Source organism: Paraburkholderia elongata (assembly GCF_013177735.1).
GTDB classification, from domain to species: domain Bacteria; phylum Pseudomonadota; class Gammaproteobacteria; order Burkholderiales; family Burkholderiaceae; genus Paraburkholderia; species Paraburkholderia elongata.
Map to the genome: position 1 here is coordinate 30,634 of NZ_WOEZ01000276.1, position 17,004 is coordinate 47,637.

Annotated in this window: 18 protein-coding genes; 3 read left to right on the forward strand and 15 right to left on the reverse strand. The window is 62.0% G+C overall.

The window, feature by feature from the left end; all coding sequences use genetic code 11:
* Nucleotides 1-27 precede the first annotated feature (27 nt).
* The gene (dctA, locus tag GNZ13_RS45440; protein WP_236002477.1) at nucleotides 28-1,362 is read left to right on the forward strand and encodes a C4-dicarboxylate transporter DctA; all 1,335 of its coding nucleotides are present in this window, start codon (nucleotides 28-30) and stop codon (nucleotides 1,360-1,362) included.
* On the opposite strand, the gene GNZ13_RS45445 is transcribed toward dctA, so the two are convergent.
* The 13 genes from GNZ13_RS45445 to GNZ13_RS45505 form a co-directional block, all read right to left on the reverse strand.
* Complete coding sequence (locus GNZ13_RS45445; protein ID WP_407945705.1) at nucleotides 1,301-1,948, reverse strand: type II secretion system protein; 648 nt, start codon at nucleotides 1,946-1,948, stop codon at nucleotides 1,301-1,303. The genes dctA and GNZ13_RS45445 overlap by 62 nt on opposite strands.
* Nucleotides 1,945-2,334, reverse strand: coding sequence for a type IV pilin protein (locus GNZ13_RS45450; protein WP_172177358.1), 390 nt, complete (start codon nucleotides 2,332-2,334; stop codon nucleotides 1,945-1,947). Before GNZ13_RS45450 ends, GNZ13_RS45445 begins: the two co-directional genes overlap by 4 nt.
* A 9-nt stretch (nucleotides 2,335-2,343) precedes the next feature.
* Nucleotides 2,344-2,883 carry a type II secretion system protein gene (locus GNZ13_RS45455; RefSeq protein ID WP_172177360.1) on the reverse strand — a complete coding sequence of 180 codons (540 nt, stop codon included), beginning with the start codon at nucleotides 2,881-2,883 and terminating at the stop codon, nucleotides 2,344-2,346.
* A 9-nt stretch (nucleotides 2,884-2,892) separates the two neighbouring features.
* Complete coding sequence (locus tag GNZ13_RS45460) at nucleotides 2,893-5,154, reverse strand: secretin N-terminal domain-containing protein (protein WP_172177362.1); 2,262 nt, start codon at nucleotides 5,152-5,154, stop codon at nucleotides 2,893-2,895.
* Nucleotides 5,155-5,898 carry a hypothetical protein gene (locus GNZ13_RS45465; RefSeq protein ID WP_236002478.1) on the reverse strand — a complete coding sequence of 248 codons (744 nt, stop codon included), beginning with the start codon at nucleotides 5,896-5,898 and terminating at the stop codon, nucleotides 5,155-5,157.
* A complete protein-coding gene (locus GNZ13_RS45470; RefSeq protein WP_172177364.1) occupies nucleotides 5,895-6,470 on the reverse strand; it encodes a hypothetical protein in 576 nt (191 codons plus the stop codon). The genes GNZ13_RS45465 and GNZ13_RS45470 overlap by 4 nt, the downstream gene beginning before the upstream one ends.
* Entirely contained in the window at nucleotides 6,467-6,997 is a 531-nt protein-coding gene (locus tag GNZ13_RS45475; protein WP_172177366.1) for a hypothetical protein, read from the reverse strand. Before GNZ13_RS45475 ends, GNZ13_RS45470 begins: the two co-directional genes overlap by 4 nt.
* Nucleotides 6,994-7,881 (reverse strand): hypothetical protein, encoded by an 888-nt coding sequence (locus GNZ13_RS45480; protein WP_172177368.1) that lies wholly within the window; start codon nucleotides 7,879-7,881, stop codon nucleotides 6,994-6,996. Before GNZ13_RS45480 ends, GNZ13_RS45475 begins: the two co-directional genes overlap by 4 nt.
* On the reverse strand, nucleotides 7,862-9,493 hold the full coding sequence (locus GNZ13_RS45485) for a GspE/PulE family protein (RefSeq protein WP_236002483.1): 1,632 nt from the start codon (nucleotides 9,491-9,493) through the stop codon (nucleotides 7,862-7,864). Before GNZ13_RS45485 ends, GNZ13_RS45480 begins: the two co-directional genes overlap by 20 nt.
* A gap of 139 nt (nucleotides 9,494-9,632) precedes the next feature.
* Nucleotides 9,633-10,835: a type II secretion system F family protein gene (locus tag GNZ13_RS45490; RefSeq protein WP_172177370.1), complete on the reverse strand. Its 1,203-nt coding sequence runs from the start codon at nucleotides 10,833-10,835 to the stop codon at nucleotides 9,633-9,635.
* Nucleotides 10,836-10,898: 63 nt separating this feature from the next.
* Nucleotides 10,899-11,348 (reverse strand): type II secretion system major pseudopilin GspG, encoded by a 450-nt coding sequence (gene gspG, locus GNZ13_RS45495; RefSeq protein WP_172177418.1) that lies wholly within the window; start codon nucleotides 11,346-11,348, stop codon nucleotides 10,899-10,901.
* Nucleotides 11,349-11,515: 167 nt separating this feature from the next.
* A complete protein-coding gene (locus GNZ13_RS45500) occupies nucleotides 11,516-12,205 on the reverse strand; it encodes a response regulator (RefSeq protein WP_172177372.1) in 690 nt (229 codons plus the stop codon).
* 30 nt (nucleotides 12,206-12,235) lie between these two features.
* A complete protein-coding gene (locus GNZ13_RS45505) occupies nucleotides 12,236-12,868 on the reverse strand; it encodes an SCO family protein (RefSeq protein ID WP_172177374.1) in 633 nt (210 codons plus the stop codon).
* A gap of 283 nt (nucleotides 12,869-13,151) precedes the next feature.
* Here GNZ13_RS45505 and GNZ13_RS45510 point away from each other — a divergent pair, with 283 nt between their 5' ends.
* Nucleotides 13,152-14,285 carry a sensor histidine kinase gene (locus tag GNZ13_RS45510; RefSeq protein ID WP_172177376.1) on the forward strand — a complete coding sequence of 378 codons (1,134 nt, stop codon included), beginning with the start codon at nucleotides 13,152-13,154 and terminating at the stop codon, nucleotides 14,283-14,285.
* Nucleotides 14,286-14,303: 18 nt separating this feature from the next.
* On the opposite strand, the gene GNZ13_RS45515 is transcribed toward GNZ13_RS45510, so the two are convergent.
* Nucleotides 14,304-15,089, reverse strand: a complete 786-nt coding sequence (locus tag GNZ13_RS45515) for a response regulator (protein ID WP_172177378.1) — start codon at nucleotides 15,087-15,089, stop codon at nucleotides 14,304-14,306.
* Nucleotides 15,090-15,636: 547 nt separating this feature from the next.
* On the opposite strand from GNZ13_RS45515, the gene GNZ13_RS45520 reads away from it, so the two are divergent.
* A complete protein-coding gene (locus GNZ13_RS45520) occupies nucleotides 15,637-16,269 on the forward strand; it encodes a lytic transglycosylase domain-containing protein (RefSeq protein WP_236002479.1) in 633 nt (210 codons plus the stop codon).
* A 98-nt stretch (nucleotides 16,270-16,367) separates the two neighbouring features.
* On the opposite strand, the gene GNZ13_RS45525 is transcribed toward GNZ13_RS45520, so the two are convergent.
* The gene (locus tag GNZ13_RS45525; protein WP_172177382.1) at nucleotides 16,368-16,877 is read right to left on the reverse strand and encodes a DUF1269 domain-containing protein; all 510 of its coding nucleotides are present in this window, start codon (nucleotides 16,875-16,877) and stop codon (nucleotides 16,368-16,370) included.
* Nucleotides 16,878-17,004 lie beyond the last annotated feature (127 nt).

A 17,004-nucleotide genomic window follows, 5' to 3' on the forward strand; every position in this document is an offset into this window, starting at 1 on the left:
AAAAGATGCCACGCATAGGAGACAGTCATGCGGGTTTCAAAGATCGGAAAATCTCTTTCCAAGCTCTATGTACAGGTTCTGATTGGCATTGTTGCCGGTGTCCTCGTCGGCCATTTCTACCCTGACGTCGGTTCTCAACTTAAACCACTCGGCGACCTGTTCATCAAACTGATCCGGATGCTGCTTGCCCCGATCATTTTCGCATCCGTTGTGGTCGGTATTGCCCGCATGAACGACCTTCATGAGGCCGGTCGCGTCGGCGTCAAAGCGGTCGTTTACTTCGAAATTGCTTCAACGATTGCTCTCGCTGTTGGCCTTGTAGTCGTGAATGTCATCAAGCCGGGCAGCGGGATGAACATTGACCCCGCGCATATCGACAGTTCGGCCATTTCCACCTACACCCATGCAGCACAACAGCACGGGATGCTTGAGTTCTTCATGAGCATCGTGCCGAACAGCATTGTCGGCGCATTCGCGAATGGAGATATCCTGCCAATCATCTTCTTTTCCGTTCTGCTCGCAATTTCCCTGGCAAAGCTTGGCCCCCGCACTGCGCCGCTCGTCGACATGCTCGACATGTTCCTTCAGGGCATGTTTGGCGTCGTGCGAATCGTAATGTATGTCGCGCCCGTCGGTGCCTTTGGCGGCATGGCATTTACCATCGCGAAGTACGGAATTGGTACGCTGGCATCGTTCGGAGAACTGATGCTGTGCCTTTACCTGACGTCGATTTTTTTCGTGGTCGTTGTGCTTGGTCTGGTGATGCGAATGAGCGGGCTGTCGCTGTGGAAGTATCTCCGTTACATCAAGGACGAAATCTTCATTACCCTCGGCACGGCTTCGACCGAAGCCGTGCTCCCGCAGATGCTCATCAAAATGGAAAAGCTGGGATGCTCACGACCCGTCGTCGGGATGGTATTGCCTACGGGCTATACCTTCAATGCCGATGGAACCGCGATCTACCTGACGATGGCTGCCTTGTTCATCGCGCAGGCGATGAAGATCCATGTGTCGATCTGGGACCAGTTGCTGCTGCTCGGCGTGATGTTGCTGACGTCCAAGGGGTCTGCAGGTGTGGCCGGAGCCGGGTTTGTGGCGCTGGCTGCCACGCTGGCCACCATGCACAAAGTCCCGGTGTCCGGACTGGTGCTGCTGCTGGGCGTTGACCGCTTCCTCAACGAGGCCCGCGCGGTCACGAACCTGATCGGCAACGGGGTTGCGACCATTGTGGTGGCTCGATGGGAGGGGGCGCTCGATATGAACAAGGCCCGCGCGATGCTCAACCGTACCGACTCGACGATCACCAACCCTTTGCACCGAAGCCTCCCGACGGAAGGCGTCCCGCACCATTTTGTGGATTAATGGTCTGCACCGGCCGACCGGGCGCTGCGGTAACAGCATTGGCGGGCGTGCTGCGCAGCCCCGGGGCAAGATAGATGAATTTCCACCCGCCGTAAGTCTGCTCGGTCTCGAAGTCTGCATATCGCCGCGGAAACTCCGCGCGCTTGATCGTCGACGCCTCCGAGCTGCTATACACACCATAAAAGCGATCGCCCTGCAGCAAGAAGAGCCAATCGGTCTTGCCGGTGACCGGATCCGGGTATGCCTGACGCAGATGATGCATCGGAACCGGAAAGCGCGTGTCGTCCAGCAGATCGTCGACCGACGCCGGATAGACGCGGCCGACGCGGTAATACCGCACGATCGCCTGCCGGTACTGGTCACCGGCGAACAACAGCTGCTTCTCCTGCTCGCGCCGCCGTTCCAACGACCAGACGTCGAGCGCGCCCGCCAAGGCGATCGACATCAGCGTCAGCGCGATCAATAGCGCCAGCAGCACGAGGCCACGCTGGCGCGCGGCGCGAGGCCAGGTTCGGTGCCGCGCAGCCCGCTTCGATGCCGACGAAATGCGCACGCCGCCTCGCGCCGAGAAAGCGCCGCGCCTCACTTGCCCGCTCCTGCTGGATCGGCAGGTGTGCCCTGCGGACTACTCGCCGGCACGACGTCGTACACGCCCGTCTTGGTTTCGTCGGGAGAAGCGATCACCGCCCACTTGTCGTCGCCGTTGACCGGATCGACCGGAACCGCCCGCAGATAGTGCTTCGCCACCAGTTCATCGAGCGTTTCCGGGTACTGGCCGTTGTCGCCGTAGTATTTATCGATCGCATCGCGCATCACGGCGACGTTCTGTTGCCGGACCTGCTCCTTGCCACGTTCGATGCTGTGCATATAACGCGGCAGCGCGATCGTCAGCAGCAGGCCAATGATCGCCATCACGACCACCAGTTCGATCAGCGTAAAACCGCCGGATCTACGCGTATGAGCGGGTTTCATGTTGCACCGTCACCATTGTTTGTACGGAACGCCGTTGATGCCGGCGCGATCGGATTTCGACGACACATCGAACACATCCGTGCCGGCCCGATCACTCACGGACGACCCATCGGCACCGGCCTGATCCGGCGGCACCCCATAGGCCCGCACGTTCCAGGTGTCCTCCGCGGCCGTGTCCGGCTCGCCGGTAAAGAACGGATCGCGCGGCACGTGGCGAAGGAACATCAACAGACTGCCTTTCGGATCCTTCGCATTGGGCACGCCTGTCACGAGCACGGTCAGCGACGGCGGATAGCCGGACGCCTCCGCCTCCTTGTCGATCAAACCCGCGTCGCTCGAATCCTTGTATGCGTCGAGTGCCGTGCGAATCTCGCGCAACGCGGCGCTCAACTGCTGTTCCTTCTGACGCTGCACGATCAGTTCGGAGAACGGCATGATCGCGAGCGCCAGGATGGACACGAGCGCGAGCGTGATCACCAGCTCGATCAACGTGAACCCACGCTGATCGGGCCGGCTTGCGCCAAGCGAGCGGACCGCGTTCGTCGGCATGGCCACGGCTCAATACCCGTTTTGAATCGGGCGAAGCGGGTTGTCGGTCGGCATGTCACCCGGCGGCATCTGCAGGATCGACGGAGCGGGCGTGGGCGCCGGTGCGGGCGCCGCCGGGGGAGGCGCGGCCGGCTGGGCGGCCGCTGGCGCCACGTTTGCCCCGCCGCCCGGCTCCGCTTCGCCTCCCGCCTGCTCCGCTGCCGGCGGTGCACCGGGAACCGGCACCGGCGCCGGCGCGGTCGACTGCGGCGCGAAGCGTCCGCCGTAGGGTAAGGGTGGCGGCGTCGTGCGCGGCGCCGGAGGCGGTTGCCCAAACGCCCCGGTCGAGGGTACCGCCATCGAACCGTTCGCTGCCGCACCCGCTTGAGCGGACTTGCCGCCTACCGTGCCACCGCCTACGCTGCCGGGCAGCGCCTTCACGGCAGCCGCTCCGGGCACCGGCGCGGCGGCGATGACGGGATCGAGCCGAAGCTGGTCGGCGTGCACATTGACGTCGGTGCCGGACCAGACCTCCTGCGTATCCACATCCGCCGAGAGCTGCGGCCGGACAATGTGCGGCGTGATCTGCAACACGATCTCCGTCTTCACATGGTCGCCGTTGTGGTCCGAGAACAGGCGCCCAAGTATGGGCAACTGCCCGAGGCCGGGCACCTTGTCGGCCGACCTGCGGTCCTGATCCGAGATCAGGCCGCCGAGAATCTGGCTTTCACCGTCTCTGAGGCGCAGGCTTGTCGACGCGCTACGCGTTCCTATCTGATAAGCGAGCGAGCTCAGACCTGTTTGCGAATTGCCGCTCTGGATCGTATTGGTGATATTGCTGACTTCGAGATTCAGTTTGATGCCGACATCGCCATCCCGATAGACCTGCGGCTCCACTTCGAGCTTGATGCCGACATCGATGTACTGAATCATTTGCGTGTATGACGGCCCGCTCGTGCTGGGCGTGCTGGAACTCGAAATCACCGGCAACTTGTCGCCGATCAATATCCTGGCCTTCTCCTTGTTGCGCGTCCGGATACGTGGACTCGCCAGCAAATTCGCGTCGGTATCCGTGAGCTTGAAGTTCGCCGTCGCGGACAGACCGCTGACATTCAGCGCATTGATGGGAAGATGGTGCAACGCGCCCCATGTGTCCACGGTGGACGGCGTCGACACCGAGAACGAATTCGGCCATTCGATCCCGAGATTGGACAGGCGTTCGTGCGACACCTCCAGCACCTCGACTTCTAGCATTACCTCCGGTTCCGGCAAATCCTGCGCGGCGATCATCTCTTCGGCAACCTTGATGGTGTCCGGGGTACCGCGGATCGTCACCGTATTCGCGCGCTCGTCGATCACGACTTCCTTGATCTTCAGCAGGCTCTTCAGCAGCGACTGGATCTGTTTGGCATCGACGTTCGACAACTGGAACGTGCGTACCTTCAATTCCTGATATTCGAGCTGCTTGGCCGGAGTCGCCGGGTAGATGAAAAGCGTATTTGCGTTGAGTTGCTTCTTGTCGAGCTGATTCTGCATCAGGATCATATCGACCGTATCCTGCAGCGACGCGTTCGTCACGAAGATTGTCGTCTTCAGGTCAGCACGGACGTCGCGGTCGAAGATGACGTTCAATCCCGAAGTGCGCGACAGCGCTTCGAAGACCATGCGCACGTTGGCATCGCGAAACTGCAGCGTGACTGGCGTACGCATGATCGACGAAGTGGCAAGCCGATCTTCCTTGTCCGCGCGTTGCTGCCGGATCTTCTCGTCGATTTCCTTTTGCATCTGCAATGCCAGCGCACTGGTCGGATTCGCCAACAATACGCGGTGCACACGATCGGCCGCCGGCCCAAACGAGCCGCGCTGCATCATGCGGTCCGCTTCCTGCAGGGTCGCGAGATCCCGGCGGTCCTGGTCGATCAGCGCGCCGATCTTGCGGCCGCGTTCGCTGGTCGGATCGATCTGGCTTGCCGCATAAAGCTTCTGGATCGCGGCATCGAACTGGTAGCTCAGACGAAACTGGTCGGCCTGATCGAGCAGTGCGTTGACCTGATTATTGCGGTCGTGCAGATAGTTGATTTTCACCTCGGCGTTGGTCGGATCGTCCTGCCGGTTCGGAATGTGCATGCAACTGCTGAGGGCAAGCGTGGAGATAGCAATCGCGAGCACACGCTTTCTCGCGCCCCCCCCGATTGGCATGCGCTGGGCACGGAACGGGACGGGTGGCGAGAGAGGGTTCGATGGGCCGCTGTCCCCATTGCGGCTCGCACCCCGTGTGCGTGAGGTTTTCATCTACTTCGCCTCTCTTGGAATGGATACGGCCTGCGTCTGGTTAAGCGGTAGATAGGTCAGCACTACGTCGGATTCCGAAACCGACTCGACGCGGTACTGGTCATCGACGACTTCGCCCGGTGAAACGATCAGCAACCGATCGCCGTTGCTAAGAAATACCTGCGGTTTGGCCGCTTTCGCATCCAGCTCGCCCAGGTAAGTGAAAGGCACGGGCGGCGCAGTCGGCGCCGGTGCGCGCACCTCGGGTACGACCGCCACCTCGACCGGAGGCGGCGGCGGAAGCCACGAAGAGGCGGCGAACGGGTTGTTGGCCGATTCGACGGACAGAGGCGCACGCAGGGAGATCAGTTTTGCACGTGGCGTCGCCGCTATCGCCGGTCCAGCACTGGCGGCGACGGCGTGCGACGCAGGAACCGGAGCAGCCGCGGCTCCCCGCGAAGTTACGGGCACGGCAGATGCGGATGACTGGTGATGAACGGAAGCAGGCCGCGCCCGCGTGCCGTCATGCCCTTGGCCGTGGAGCGCGGCAAGCACCACCGGCGTCTGGGTCGCCGTCACCTGCGCGCGATACCCGAACCCCACGGCGGCGATCCCGCAGAACGTCAGCAACACGCGTTTGACCAGAGCGGGCTTTATGGCTGCGCTGTCCGGTAGACGAGCTCGAACGCGTTTGAGCAGCGCGAGGTTCATGGCTGCGCTGTCCGAAAGATGAGCTCGAACGCGATTGACCAGAGCGGGTTTCATGGCTGTGCTGTCCGATAGATGAGCTCGAAGCGGACCCGTGCATCGAGAATATTGCCGTCGACCGCAGGACGTTCGACGTGGATCGCCTGTAGCGCCGCATTGGGTACGTTGTTCAGGACTGCCGCGAGAAAACGCCGGATCGCACTGTACTGATCCTTGACAGGCAATAGCACCTGATACCGCGTAAAGGGCGCACCGGCTTCGGTCGTCACCTGATATTCGGCGGAACCGAGCGTCAAATTGCTGTCGCGAGCCTGCGCCAATATCACCGCGATATCGTTCGCGCTTTGCGTGAAACCCGGGAACAGTCCCGGCAAGGTATCGAGTGCGATCGCATCCACCGCCGCGCTGCGCTCGCCGGCAACGTGATGCGCGTTCGCCGTACGCGCGACTCGCGCAGGATCCTGCATCTCATGCATTCCGTGCGTCCCGGAGTCCACACTGGGAGTCGAGACGGCCACGATGGCGGCAACGCCGATCGCCAGCGCGCCGAGCAGTCCCGGCAGGCCGAACGAGCGCTGCATCTCGAAGCGCAGCGTCAACAGCGTGTCCTGCAGCTGGTCCGTTTTCATGACTTCCTCCAGACGGCAGTGATCTGGAAGCGCACGGGTTTGCCCGGCACATTCGTCTCGATCAGGTGATCGTTGAGCACGGCTTCGCGCAGCAGAACGCTGCTCTGCAGATACTTCAGGTACGCAATCATCGCGTCGAAGTTCTTCGCCTCGGCGGTGATACGGATCTGGCTTTGCGCGGGGTTCTGATCGATGCCGATCAGCGCGACATCGTGATCCGGATAGTCTTCGACGATCGAGAAGAGGTCCTGCCACGGCACGGTCAGTTCCCGCAGAACCGACTGGCTCTGCTTTTCCGCGAGCCTGGCGGCCGGCGTCAGCGGCGCCTTCACCACGTGCCGGCTTGCCATTGTCTGCTGCCGGACGGCCTCCAGTTGCGCCTGCGCGCGATCGTTTTCCGCGTGCGCATGCCAGAGCCGCGCGCCGCTTGCGAGCAACAGCACGGCAGCGACGCACAGCAGGATGATGCCGCCAGCCGGGGGGGTGGCACGGCGCCCGCTGAAGTCGAGGTCAAGGCGCGGGATCATTGTGCACACTCCATCAGCCGATGCGCGGGCGAGCGGTCCGTCGCCGGCGCCTGCCGGATCGCTGCGGCGAAACGCGCTTCGAACGGCGCCAACTCGGTCTCGACCCCGAACAGATAGATCTTGCAGTCTTCGTGCTTCAGGTTTGCCCGGGTCGCGGAGCGTTCGAACAACTGCTCGGCCAGTTCGGCCAGCCGGGACGCGTCGCCAGCATCACCGGGAAACAGGCGCTGTGCGTCGTAGGCGACCCAGCGATTCTGTTCGATCATGACCGCCTGCATCTGCTCGTCCGCGACGAACAGCAGCAGCGCCTCACCGCCCTCGACCGCGTCGCCGATGCAATTGAGCATCTCCGGAAGACATAGCGTCAAACGGCTAATCCCGACCTGTTCGGCCGTGCTCACGTCGTGGATACCGTCAAGCAGTTCGCGCGACATCGCGCTGGCAAACAGAGCCCGACCGCCGCGCTGCACGCTGAAACGCACCACCAGCGACGCGCCGTCCATCCCGTACGTATCGGTGAAATGAGCTAACGCGATCTCTTCGAGTTCGCGCGCGCGCAGCGCGCGGAAATCGCCACGCAAGATCGCGTGATTGCCCCAGAAATCATCCAGCACCATGTATGCGCTGCGCTTCTGCACAAACTCCTGCGGCACTGGCGCGGTATCGGCGGCGGGCGTCGCGATGAGCGTCTCGGCAAGCGCTGCGCGCAGCGCATCGAGTGCGCCCGGTTCAGTGCAGCACTGCTCCTCGGGAATCGCAACGCTGGCAGGCTCGGCAGCAGATGCCGGTTTGCGCAGGCGCAACAGCCGGGGCACGCGCGCACCGACGACAATCTCACGTGTGCCGACTCCGATTGCAACCGGACTATTCAACCATCGTGACACGGTTAATCTCCTCGAGAGTCGTTTCGCCGCGCTTCACGAGTTCGACCGCAGCGGTACGCAGCGACTGCATGCCGTAGCGCATCGCTGCCGCCTTGATAGCCCCAAGCGGCGCGCGCTCCGACAGCAGTTGCCGCAACTCGTCGTTCATGCGCAACGCTTCTGCGATTGCGCGGCGTCCGCGGTACCCGCTGCCGCGGCACGCCGCGCAGCCCGTGCCGCGATGAAACAAATAGCTGCCGGCGGTATCCGGATCGATGCCCGAACGAACCAGCGTGTCCGCGTCGATCACCTCATCGGTCGTGCAATCCGGGCAACACTGCCGCAAGAGACGCTGGGCGACGACGCCGTTGAGCGCGGACACGAAGCTGTACGGATCGACCTCCATGTTCGTGAAGCGGCCGATCACATCGAACACGTTGTTCGCGTGCACGGTGGTGAACACCTGGTGACCGGTCAACGCTGCCTGCACGGCGATTTGTGCGGTTTCCGAATCGCGGATTTCGCCGACCATTATCTTGTCCGGGTCATGCCGCAAAATCGACCGCAGTCCGCGCGCGAACGTCAGCCCCTTCGCTTCGTTGACCGGAATCTGCAGGATGTCGCCCAGCTGATATTCGACCGGGTCCTCGATCGTCACGATCTTCTCAAGGCCATTGTTGATCTCGGTAAGAATCGCGTAGAGCGTCGTCGTCTTGCCGCTGCCGGTCGGCCCAGTCACGAGCAGCATCCCGTACGGCATCGACGCAACCGAGCGCATGAAGCGTGTATCAGCCTGCTGGAAACCCAGCGCCTCGAGCGTCAGACCGCCGGAGGCCTGCGAAAGCTGATAGCGGTCAAGGATCCGCAGCACCGCATCCTCGCCGAACTGATTCGGCATGATCGACACGCGGAAATCGATGTCACGTCCCGCGTACTGCGCCTTGAAACGCCCGTCCTGCGGAACGCGGCGCTCGGCAATATCGAGTTCGGAAATCACTTTCACGCGCGACAGGACCTGGTCCGCGACATCGCGGCCTTCGACCCGGCGCACCACAGTTAGCACGCCGTCCACACGGCACTTGATCATCAAACCGCTGGCGCGGCATTCGAGGTGGATGTCGCTTGCCATCATCTTCAGCGCGTCATAGATCGTCGAGTTGAGCAGCCTCACCACCGGGCTGTCGTCACTGCTGATGCCCTGCAGCGTCAACGCGAGCGAAGACGGATCGACTGCACTCTGGATCGGGTCGTCGAACGCGAGCGAGTCCATCGCCCGCACGTCTTTTTCGCGCACAGCCAGATACGCGCTGATGTCTCCCGCACTCGCGAGCGCCCAGCCGTACGGCACGGTCGGCCGCGAGCGCATGCGGTGCTCGACGACGCCTCGCGTGCGCGCGTCGAGCGGATCGGCGATGACGAACAGAAGACCCTTGCCGCTGTTTGTGCCGTTTGTACCATTTGTGCCGTTTATCTCGCGAAAGCACACGCACAGGCGGGTCGTCGCTTCGACAAACGAAATCACGTCGAAATCGGGCTCGTACTGATTCAACTCGCGCATGCTGATCGGCTTCATGCGGAATTGCGCGGCCAGCCGGGTGCACATCTCGTCCGCGCTCAGCGCCGTCTGCGTCATCAACTCCTCCAGCGCACGAATGCCGGAACCATGCCGCTCGCTGAGCGTTCGCAGTGCGTCGCGCAGCTCGACACGCGGTTCGACATTGAGGCTTGCCAGAGGTGTGCTGACGGAATCCACGTCTTTTCTCCAGGGAGGTCTATTGAATGCTCGATGCAATTTCGAAAATCGGCATGTACATCAGCACGACAATTCCACCGATAACCACACCGATAAAAATCATCATCGCGGGTTCGATCAGACGCGAGATCAGATCAATCGTGCGGGACACCTGCGCCTCCTGAAACGCAGCGATTCTGTCGAGAACAGGTCCAAGACCGCCGGTCTTCTCCGCCACCGTCAGGAGCCGATAGGAAATCGGGTTGGCGAGTCCACCCTGCTGAAACGCGTCGGAAATCTTTGTGCCGTTGCGCACCTGCTGGAGGGCCTCTGCGAGTGCGGCCTGGTCCGCGCGGCCGACCAGCCCACGCGCAAGTTCGAACGCGCGCACGGCGGGAATACCGCCGTCGACCAGCATCGCGGTCGTGCGATAAAACTGCGACTGGCGAAAGACACGGAAGTGTTGCCCGATGCCTGGTAGGGCAAGCATGCGATCGGTGATCCAGGTCCGGACCGCCGGCCTGCGCAGCGCGAAACCGGCCACCACCGCCAGCACAGCAAGGCTAACGCTCAACTCCGCCCCGTGGGCGTGCACCATGCTGCCCCAGGCGATCAGCAAGCGCGAGAGCAGCGGCAGCTCGCGCCCGCTGTGTTCAAGCAAGGTCGCGAACCTCGGCACAACGAAACCCAGCAGAAACAGCACGACCGCCGCGCCCACCAGTAACAGGACGGTTGGATAGATCGCTGCCGACACCACCCGGCCGCGCAGTTCGTGAAGCATCGCGCTATTGCGCGAATAGCGGGTCAGGCTATCCGCGAGGCCGCCGGTTTGCTCGCTGGCTTTCACGCACGCGACAAGCACCGGCGGAAAGATGTGGCTCGCGTGCTCGAGCGCCGCGGAGAGTGACTGCCCCTCTTCCAGTAGTCGCAACAGCTCGCGGTACACCTGTGCCGAAGCCTCGCGGCGCTCATTGCCGCCGAGCGTGCGCAGTGCGTCGACGACGCCGACGCCTGCGTCGAGCAATGCCGCGAGTTCGCGCGCGAACAGTTCGACGTTGAACCGGGCGCCGGGCAGCGCCGCCCAGTTCTTCCGGTAGCGCCGCCGTCCGGCGTCGGCGCGAACCGATACGACGCGAAGACCGCGGGCGCGTGCAAGCGACGCAGCAGTCGACGACGAATCGCTATCGATGCGAAGCGTCTGGACCGCACCACTGGTATCGAAAACACGCAGCACGTACTTCACGTCGACTCTCCTTGCAAACCACCCACTACCGGCCCGGCGTCGCGGCAACCGCGCGGCGCACCGTTACCACGAAGAAACGGTCGTGTTCTCGCCGACGCCGCCGCCTCGTCCATCCTTGCCAAGCGAAAACAGATCGTAGTCGCCGTGCTCACCCGGCGAACGATACTGGTACGGGCGATCCCACGGATCGACCGGCACCGCCTTCGCCAGATACGGCCCGCTCCAATGTGCCGCATCCTGCGGTTTGGCCATGAGCGCCTGCAGCCCTTCTTCGGTCGACGGATAGGACCCGACATCCAGCCGGTATTGATCGAGCGCCTGCCCCAGCGAGACGATCTGCGCGCGCGCGATCTTCGTATTCGACTTGCCGACCTGTTCGAAATATCGAGGAGCAACGAGACCCGCCAGCAAGCCGATGATGACCATCACCACGAGCAGCTCGAGCAGCGTGAAGCCGCGGCTGCGTCGCCCGCCCCTTTCGAGGCGGACGCACTGCCACGGACGCCCGGGCAGCCCGGGCTTGATAGAGGACAATTCAGTGTGCACAGCTCCCCCCTGTATCGACCCACCGCTTCGGCAATGCCGAAGCCGTTGAATGCATTCTTGTTCAGGTCGATACGGGCAAGAAGTAGGGAGAGCCGTCCAAAGACATGGGTAAAGACCCTCCAGTTGCGCCGCGCTTATACGGAGGGGTGATGCACGCGTTCTTCGTCCGGCAGCGTCAGCACGCCCATGTCGATTGCGATGCGCACAAGACCTGTCACGTTCGTGATGCCCAGCTTGCGCATCAGACTCGCGCGATGCTTTTCGATCGTTTTCGGGCTGAGATTCAGGTGCTCGCCGACCTGCCGATTGGTGTGCCCCTCGACAACGAGTCGCAGCACTGACCGCTCACGGCCGGTCAACGCATCCCAGCCGTGTGCTTTTTGCGGGGTACCCGGAGCGAGGTCAAGCGAACCGGCACAGCGACCGCGAGCGTCGAGACTCGTGTTGCGCTTGCCCTGCATGACAAGCCGCATCTCACCGACCAGGTCTTCGAATGACGCGTCCTTGATCACATAGCCGTCGGCGCCCGCGGCAAACGACTCTCGCACGTGTTCTTCGCTGCGATGAACGGTAAGGACAATGATGCGGATCTGCGGGGCGCGGCGCTTGATTGCGGCGATCGCCTCGAAACCGCTCCCGCCCGGCATCGAAAGGTCCATCAAGATGAGATCGGGCATCGTCGCGATCGCTAGCCGGTATGCTTCGACTCCGTCGCTCGCCTCACCAACGATCCGGTAGTCGTATAGTTCGGACACCATGCGGCAAAGGCCGCTGCGCAAAAGATGCTGATCCTCCGCAATCAGCACGCGATGCTGGGTCTCCAATTTCGTCGCTCCTTGCCGCACCGTGCGAGACTAGTTGGACGCAACGGCGTCATGGTAGGCGCTCAGCAGTTCCGCCGGCGTCGCGAAGCCGTCGATACGCAGCCATGGTTTTCCGGGCGCCGCACGCAGGAATGCAACCGGCGTGTGATTCATCTTGTCGCCCCGATAGACGTTGAAGGCGCGTTGCGTCGCAATGCTCGCCTCGACGGTGCCGGTGTAGTGCTGCCACTCCGGGCCGGCGTCGAATCGGGCAGCGTACGTTCTAAGGCGTGCCGGGGTGTCCTGCTCAGGATCGATCGAGATCGACACGATGTGCACCTTGTTCCGGTCGCCGCCTAACTCGCTTTGCAACTTCTCGAGCGTCTGGCTGACCATTGGGCAAATGGTGGTGCACGTGGTGTAGATGAAAGTCAGGATCACCGGCCGGCCGTCGTTCAATTCATCGATCAACGAGACCGTCTTGCCGTCGTCCCTGACCAGCTTCACCGGCGGCAGCGTGTAGTCGACGGTCGAGCGCATGGTGCCCGACATCATGTGATGATGCATATGCGCGTCGGCGCCATCGGCGGCATCTGCGGCAGACGCGCACCATGCCGCGGGACCTGCCAGTCCGGCGCCGGCTAGCAGGACCGCGCCGAACAGGACTACATTGGTCGTTCTCATTGCTGGCTCCAGAAGTATCATGAACACGGCGTCGATACCCGCGTGACCGCATGAAAGGCGCGCCACCGTGCATGTTCAGTCTCATGAATTTGCGCGCGAGCGTCATTGGATGAGAGCCCCCAAAGCAAGGTAGGGCATGTCCGCCTGCGGGAAAACCCGCCGTGTTTAATCGGGGACTCCCCACATCGCGACTCAGTACATGTCCGGTTGCAGCGAGCGCGAGTCGAGGCCTACAATTTGTATAGGCTTAAGATTCCCTTAAGGAAACGCATCGGGAGCTCCAATGGATGCAAACGAGCCTGCCGGACACCAGGTGAAGCTGGTCGACCTGATCGAGGCCATGCGCAAGCTTTGCATTGCGGCACGGCCTCACGAACCGGGCACCGGCAGCGTCACTGATGCGCGCGGTGCGGCACTTGCCGTTCTCACGCCGGATGGAACATTCCTGTCGGCGAATCGTACCGCGGCGGCCCTGTTGGGCTACTCGAGCGCCGAGCTGGCCGGCAAGCGGCTCGTCGACCTGGCGCCGGACGACCTGTGCGTAGCGCTCGCGGGAGAATTGTCCGTGAGCGCGCATCGCGAATTTCATTCCTTTCCTGCGGTACTCTGCGGCCGCATCGGCCACCCGACCCGGCTCATGTTGCACCAGCAGTCGGTCCCCAGCGGCCAGACCGGGCGCAGTGCGTTGCTGACGCTTTTTGAGGAGTCTCTGATTCCCGGGCCCGAACTTGCGGATGCCACGCGTTTGCCCGATGCGAGTGCGCGGGACCGTCTAACGTACCTGACGATGGGTCAACAGAAAGAGCGTCAACGCCTTGCGGCGGAACTGCACGACGGCCTTGGGCAAGCATTGACGCTCGTCAAGCTGATGGCCGAGGACGCACTGATGCGGATACGCCGCGGGCAGGTCGACGACGCTGCCCAGCTGCTGGATGCAACCGTGCTCAGAATCCGTGAGACGATCGGCGACGTGAGGCAGATATGCGGGGAACTGCGCCCGGTCATGCTCGATCAGCTCGGCCTGCCCGCCGCGTTGGGTTCACTATGCCGGCGCATCGAGCGCAGCGCCGAACACATCTCGGTCGTGTTCAACTGCGACGTCGGCGACGAGGACGTGCCGGAGCATCTAAAGGCCGACATATTCAGGCTCGCTCAGGAAGCGCTGAACAACACCGTCAAGCATGCAGCAGCCACGGAAGTCACGCTCGGGTTCCGACGTATTGCGGGCGGCCTTTTGATGACGATTCTGGACAACGGCGTCGGCTACGAAAACCGTCCTCTGTCGACAGAGGACGCCTGTGCAACCGGTCTTGGCCTGATCGGCATGCAACACCGGGTCGAGTCGCACGGCGGCACGTTTTCAATCCAGTCGTTCGGTACGAGCGGAACGCTGGTCTCGGCGGCATGGACCGCCTAGTGTACTTTCCATTCGCGCTCAGCGCGCCGCCCCGCCCAGCTGGTAGTTGGGCAACTCCGGGGCCGGAGGGAATTCCGGCGGTGGATCCGGGTCGGCCGGCGCTCGGACGAGCGTGTCGTTAGCGTTCGGCTCGGAGCACTTCTCGGCCAGAGAAGTCAGCAGGCCCATGCTGATAGCGACCAGGACTAATTCCGTCAGATTGGCGATATGGAGCTTGTGCATCATGCTGGCCCGATACTTCTCGATCGTCTTCGGGCTGAGATTCAAGTACTGCCCGACCTGCCGGTTAGTGCGCCCTTCTGCGATCAGTTTCAGAACACTGCGCTCCCGCCCCGTCAGAACGTCCCACGCCTTCTTTGGCGCGGGCGCTTCGCGACCTGTTACGAATGAGTCGACCATGTACCCGTACACGTCGGCGCTCAGATGTTTCTTCCCCTGCATCACCATGCGCATGGCGACCAGGAGCTCATCGAACGAGACATCTTTCAGCACGTAACCCTCGACGCCGGCGCGCAGCGCCTCACGCACATACTCTTCGCTCTGGTGAACCGTGAGCACTACGATTCGTATGTTCGGCGATCGGCGTTTGATTGCCGCGCTGGCATCGATTCCGTTCATGCCTCGCATCGACAGATCCATCAGCATCAGATCGGGATTCAGCGTCATCGCCATTTGACAGGCTTCCTTGCCGTCTCTCGCTTCACCGATGACGTCATAGCCCCCTTGCGCCGAAAGCATCGAGCGCAGACCGTTTCGTAGCAGATCGTGGTCTTCGGCGATCACGACGCGGCAGTTGGTACTCATGTTTTTCCCCCGGCAGCCAGGAACCGGTCGCGACAAGGCTGTGCGGCCGTTAAACGGCGCCCACCGCATGTCTCGGCTTTTTTACATCCCCTACCTTCGAATTCCTAACTTTCACTTGCTATGCAGCCACGCCGCATACGTCTTCCCACCGCAAGGTTCGCGCCATGTCTCTGCGAGCCAGCATTGATCAGTAGCGAAATTCATACGACGTTTGAAATGGCCGAAGATAGCGACGTGTATGTTTCAAATTTGAACAAATTTCCCCCGGACGGGAGATTAGTAGCAATACCGATAGAGTAGATATCACGCGCTGAATTGATCAACGGGACAGTACTTACCGATTACCAGTTCGAATCGGAAATATTCCCCCTCGACGTCTATGCCAGGTCATACCGCATCTGATTTCCCACGGTTACCCGGCGTTACGAATGTAACGATTTTGTACAGCCCTCCGACCCGTCCGTTTTGCGTCTCAAAGTGTAGGGAGGTGCCCCATTGCAGCTGCGCTTTCCTCCACACCACAATTGAGATGCGGGGGAACACGACCATGCGCTATAGCCTTTCATCCGGACCAGGACATGCGATCCTCATCGCATGCGCGATGCTTGGCATGGCATCACCGGGGGTTGCACGCGCAGAGATTTTTGGAGCGGTTGCGAGTAATGGTGCAATCGTCCTGACCAACGAACCTGGCAAAGCAGGGTTGGCCGTCATCGTTGCCGGCGATCCGCCATCCGAACGCGATGCGAAGCGCGCGGAAGCCTCAACGTCCGGGAGCGGCGACGCGTCGCGGTTCGCCGATGTGATCGAGGAAGCAAGCCGCACCTTTCGCGTTAAGCCCGAACTCTTGCGCGCTGTGATCGACGTCGAATCCCGATACAACCCGAAGGCGGTTTCAGACAAAGGTGCGCAAGGACTGATGCAGGTCATGCCGGAGACAGCACGGCGCTTTGCCGGTGGAGACATGCTCAATCCCCGAGACAACGTACTGACAGGAGCACGCTATCTGCGCTTCCTTCTCGATCTCTTCAACGACGATGTCGAACTCACCGTGGCCGCGTACAACGCTGGGGAAAATGCCGTGATTCGGGCCGGCTATCGCGTGCCCTCTCTGCGGGAAACGCGCGCTTACGTGCCACGGGTTCTGGAGCGCTATCGGCGCATGCTCGCAGCCGGTTGACGTTGCGTGCTCCGGCGGCAAGCCGGCGCCCGTATCGATGACATCCGGGCGTGACCAGCCACCGGCCTCGTCGTGCTGTTGCCGAGTCCGGGAACGGATTACGGAAATGCTGGAATGGTCGGCTCCGTTCCCCGGATCTCGGCCTCCGCGTGGTGAAGCTTGATCATCTCTTCGATTTCCTCGACGCGATCCTTTGGGACGTCGATCATCATCAGCAGTTCACCCCGCTCGATCGCCTCTTCGAAACGTTTCAGCCGCGTATTCGGGACATCGACACCGATCATCGTCGCCGTCCATGCGCCAAACCCGGCGCCCGCAAGCGTGAGCGCAACGACAACGCCGCCCGCAATGGTCAGGCCCGCAGGCGGATAAGCCATTGCAACCAGGCCCGTCAACATTCCGGTCGCGCAACCCGCCGCCGTACCTCGCGTCAGTGCGTGAAGCAAGTCGCTGCTCTGTGCAAGCGTGGCCTCCGGCAAATCGTCGAGCCGTACACTATGGTTGGCAATCACGTGGATATGCCGCCAGTCGACCCGCCTTAACAGAAGCTCGTCAACAATCATCCGCGCACATTGCGTGCTCGGAAGCAAAAAGTATATGCGTCTCATGGCGACCTCGCTGACCGTAGATCGGGATCTATCCGGACCCCTAACTTCATTCTTGCGCGGATTGGCAGCGCGAAAAAGTAGGAATGCTCGCCGAAATGAATGGGGCGAGACCCGCAGCGTGTGTCGC

What these genes read in the sequence shown, in the direction of transcription:
- GNZ13_RS45450 (WP_172177358.1), bottom strand. Translation starts at nt 2,334, where the DNA reads ATGAAACCCGCTCATACGCGTAGATCCGGCGGTTTTACGCTGATCGAA.
- dctA (WP_236002477.1), top strand. Translation starts at nt 28, where the DNA reads ATGCGGGTTTCAAAGATCGGAAAATCTCTTTCCAAGCTCTATGTACAG.
- GNZ13_RS45515 (WP_172177378.1), bottom strand. Translation starts at nt 15,089, where the DNA reads ATGAGTACCAACTGCCGCGTCGTGATCGCCGAAGACCACGATCTGCTA.
- GNZ13_RS45520 (WP_236002479.1), top strand. Translation starts at nt 15,637, where the DNA reads ATGCGCTATAGCCTTTCATCCGGACCAGGACATGCGATCCTCATCGCA.
- GNZ13_RS45460 (WP_172177362.1), bottom strand. Translation starts at nt 5,154, where the DNA reads ATGAAAACCTCACGCACACGGGGTGCGAGCCGCAATGGGGACAGCGGC.
- GNZ13_RS45485 (WP_236002483.1), bottom strand. Translation starts at nt 9,493, where the DNA reads ATGACGCAGACGGCGCTGAGCGCGGACGAGATGTGCACCCGGCTGGCC.
- GNZ13_RS45505 (WP_172177374.1), bottom strand. Translation starts at nt 12,868, where the DNA reads ATGAGAACGACCAATGTAGTCCTGTTCGGCGCGGTCCTGCTAGCCGGC.
- GNZ13_RS45455 (WP_172177360.1), bottom strand. Translation starts at nt 2,883, where the DNA reads ATGCCGACGAACGCGGTCCGCTCGCTTGGCGCAAGCCGGCCCGATCAG.
- GNZ13_RS45470 (WP_172177364.1), bottom strand. Translation starts at nt 6,470, where the DNA reads ATGAAAACGGACCAGCTGCAGGACACGCTGTTGACGCTGCGCTTCGAG.
- GNZ13_RS45465 (WP_236002478.1), bottom strand. Translation starts at nt 5,898, where the DNA reads ATGAAACCCGCTCTGGTCAATCGCGTTCGAGCTCATCTTTCGGACAGC.
- GNZ13_RS45525 (WP_172177382.1), bottom strand. Translation starts at nt 16,877, where the DNA reads ATGAGACGCATATACTTTTTGCTTCCGAGCACGCAATGTGCGCGGATG.
- GNZ13_RS45510 (WP_172177376.1), top strand. Translation starts at nt 13,152, where the DNA reads ATGGATGCAAACGAGCCTGCCGGACACCAGGTGAAGCTGGTCGACCTG.
- GNZ13_RS45475 (WP_172177366.1), bottom strand. Translation starts at nt 6,997, where the DNA reads ATGATCCCGCGCCTTGACCTCGACTTCAGCGGGCGCCGTGCCACCCCC.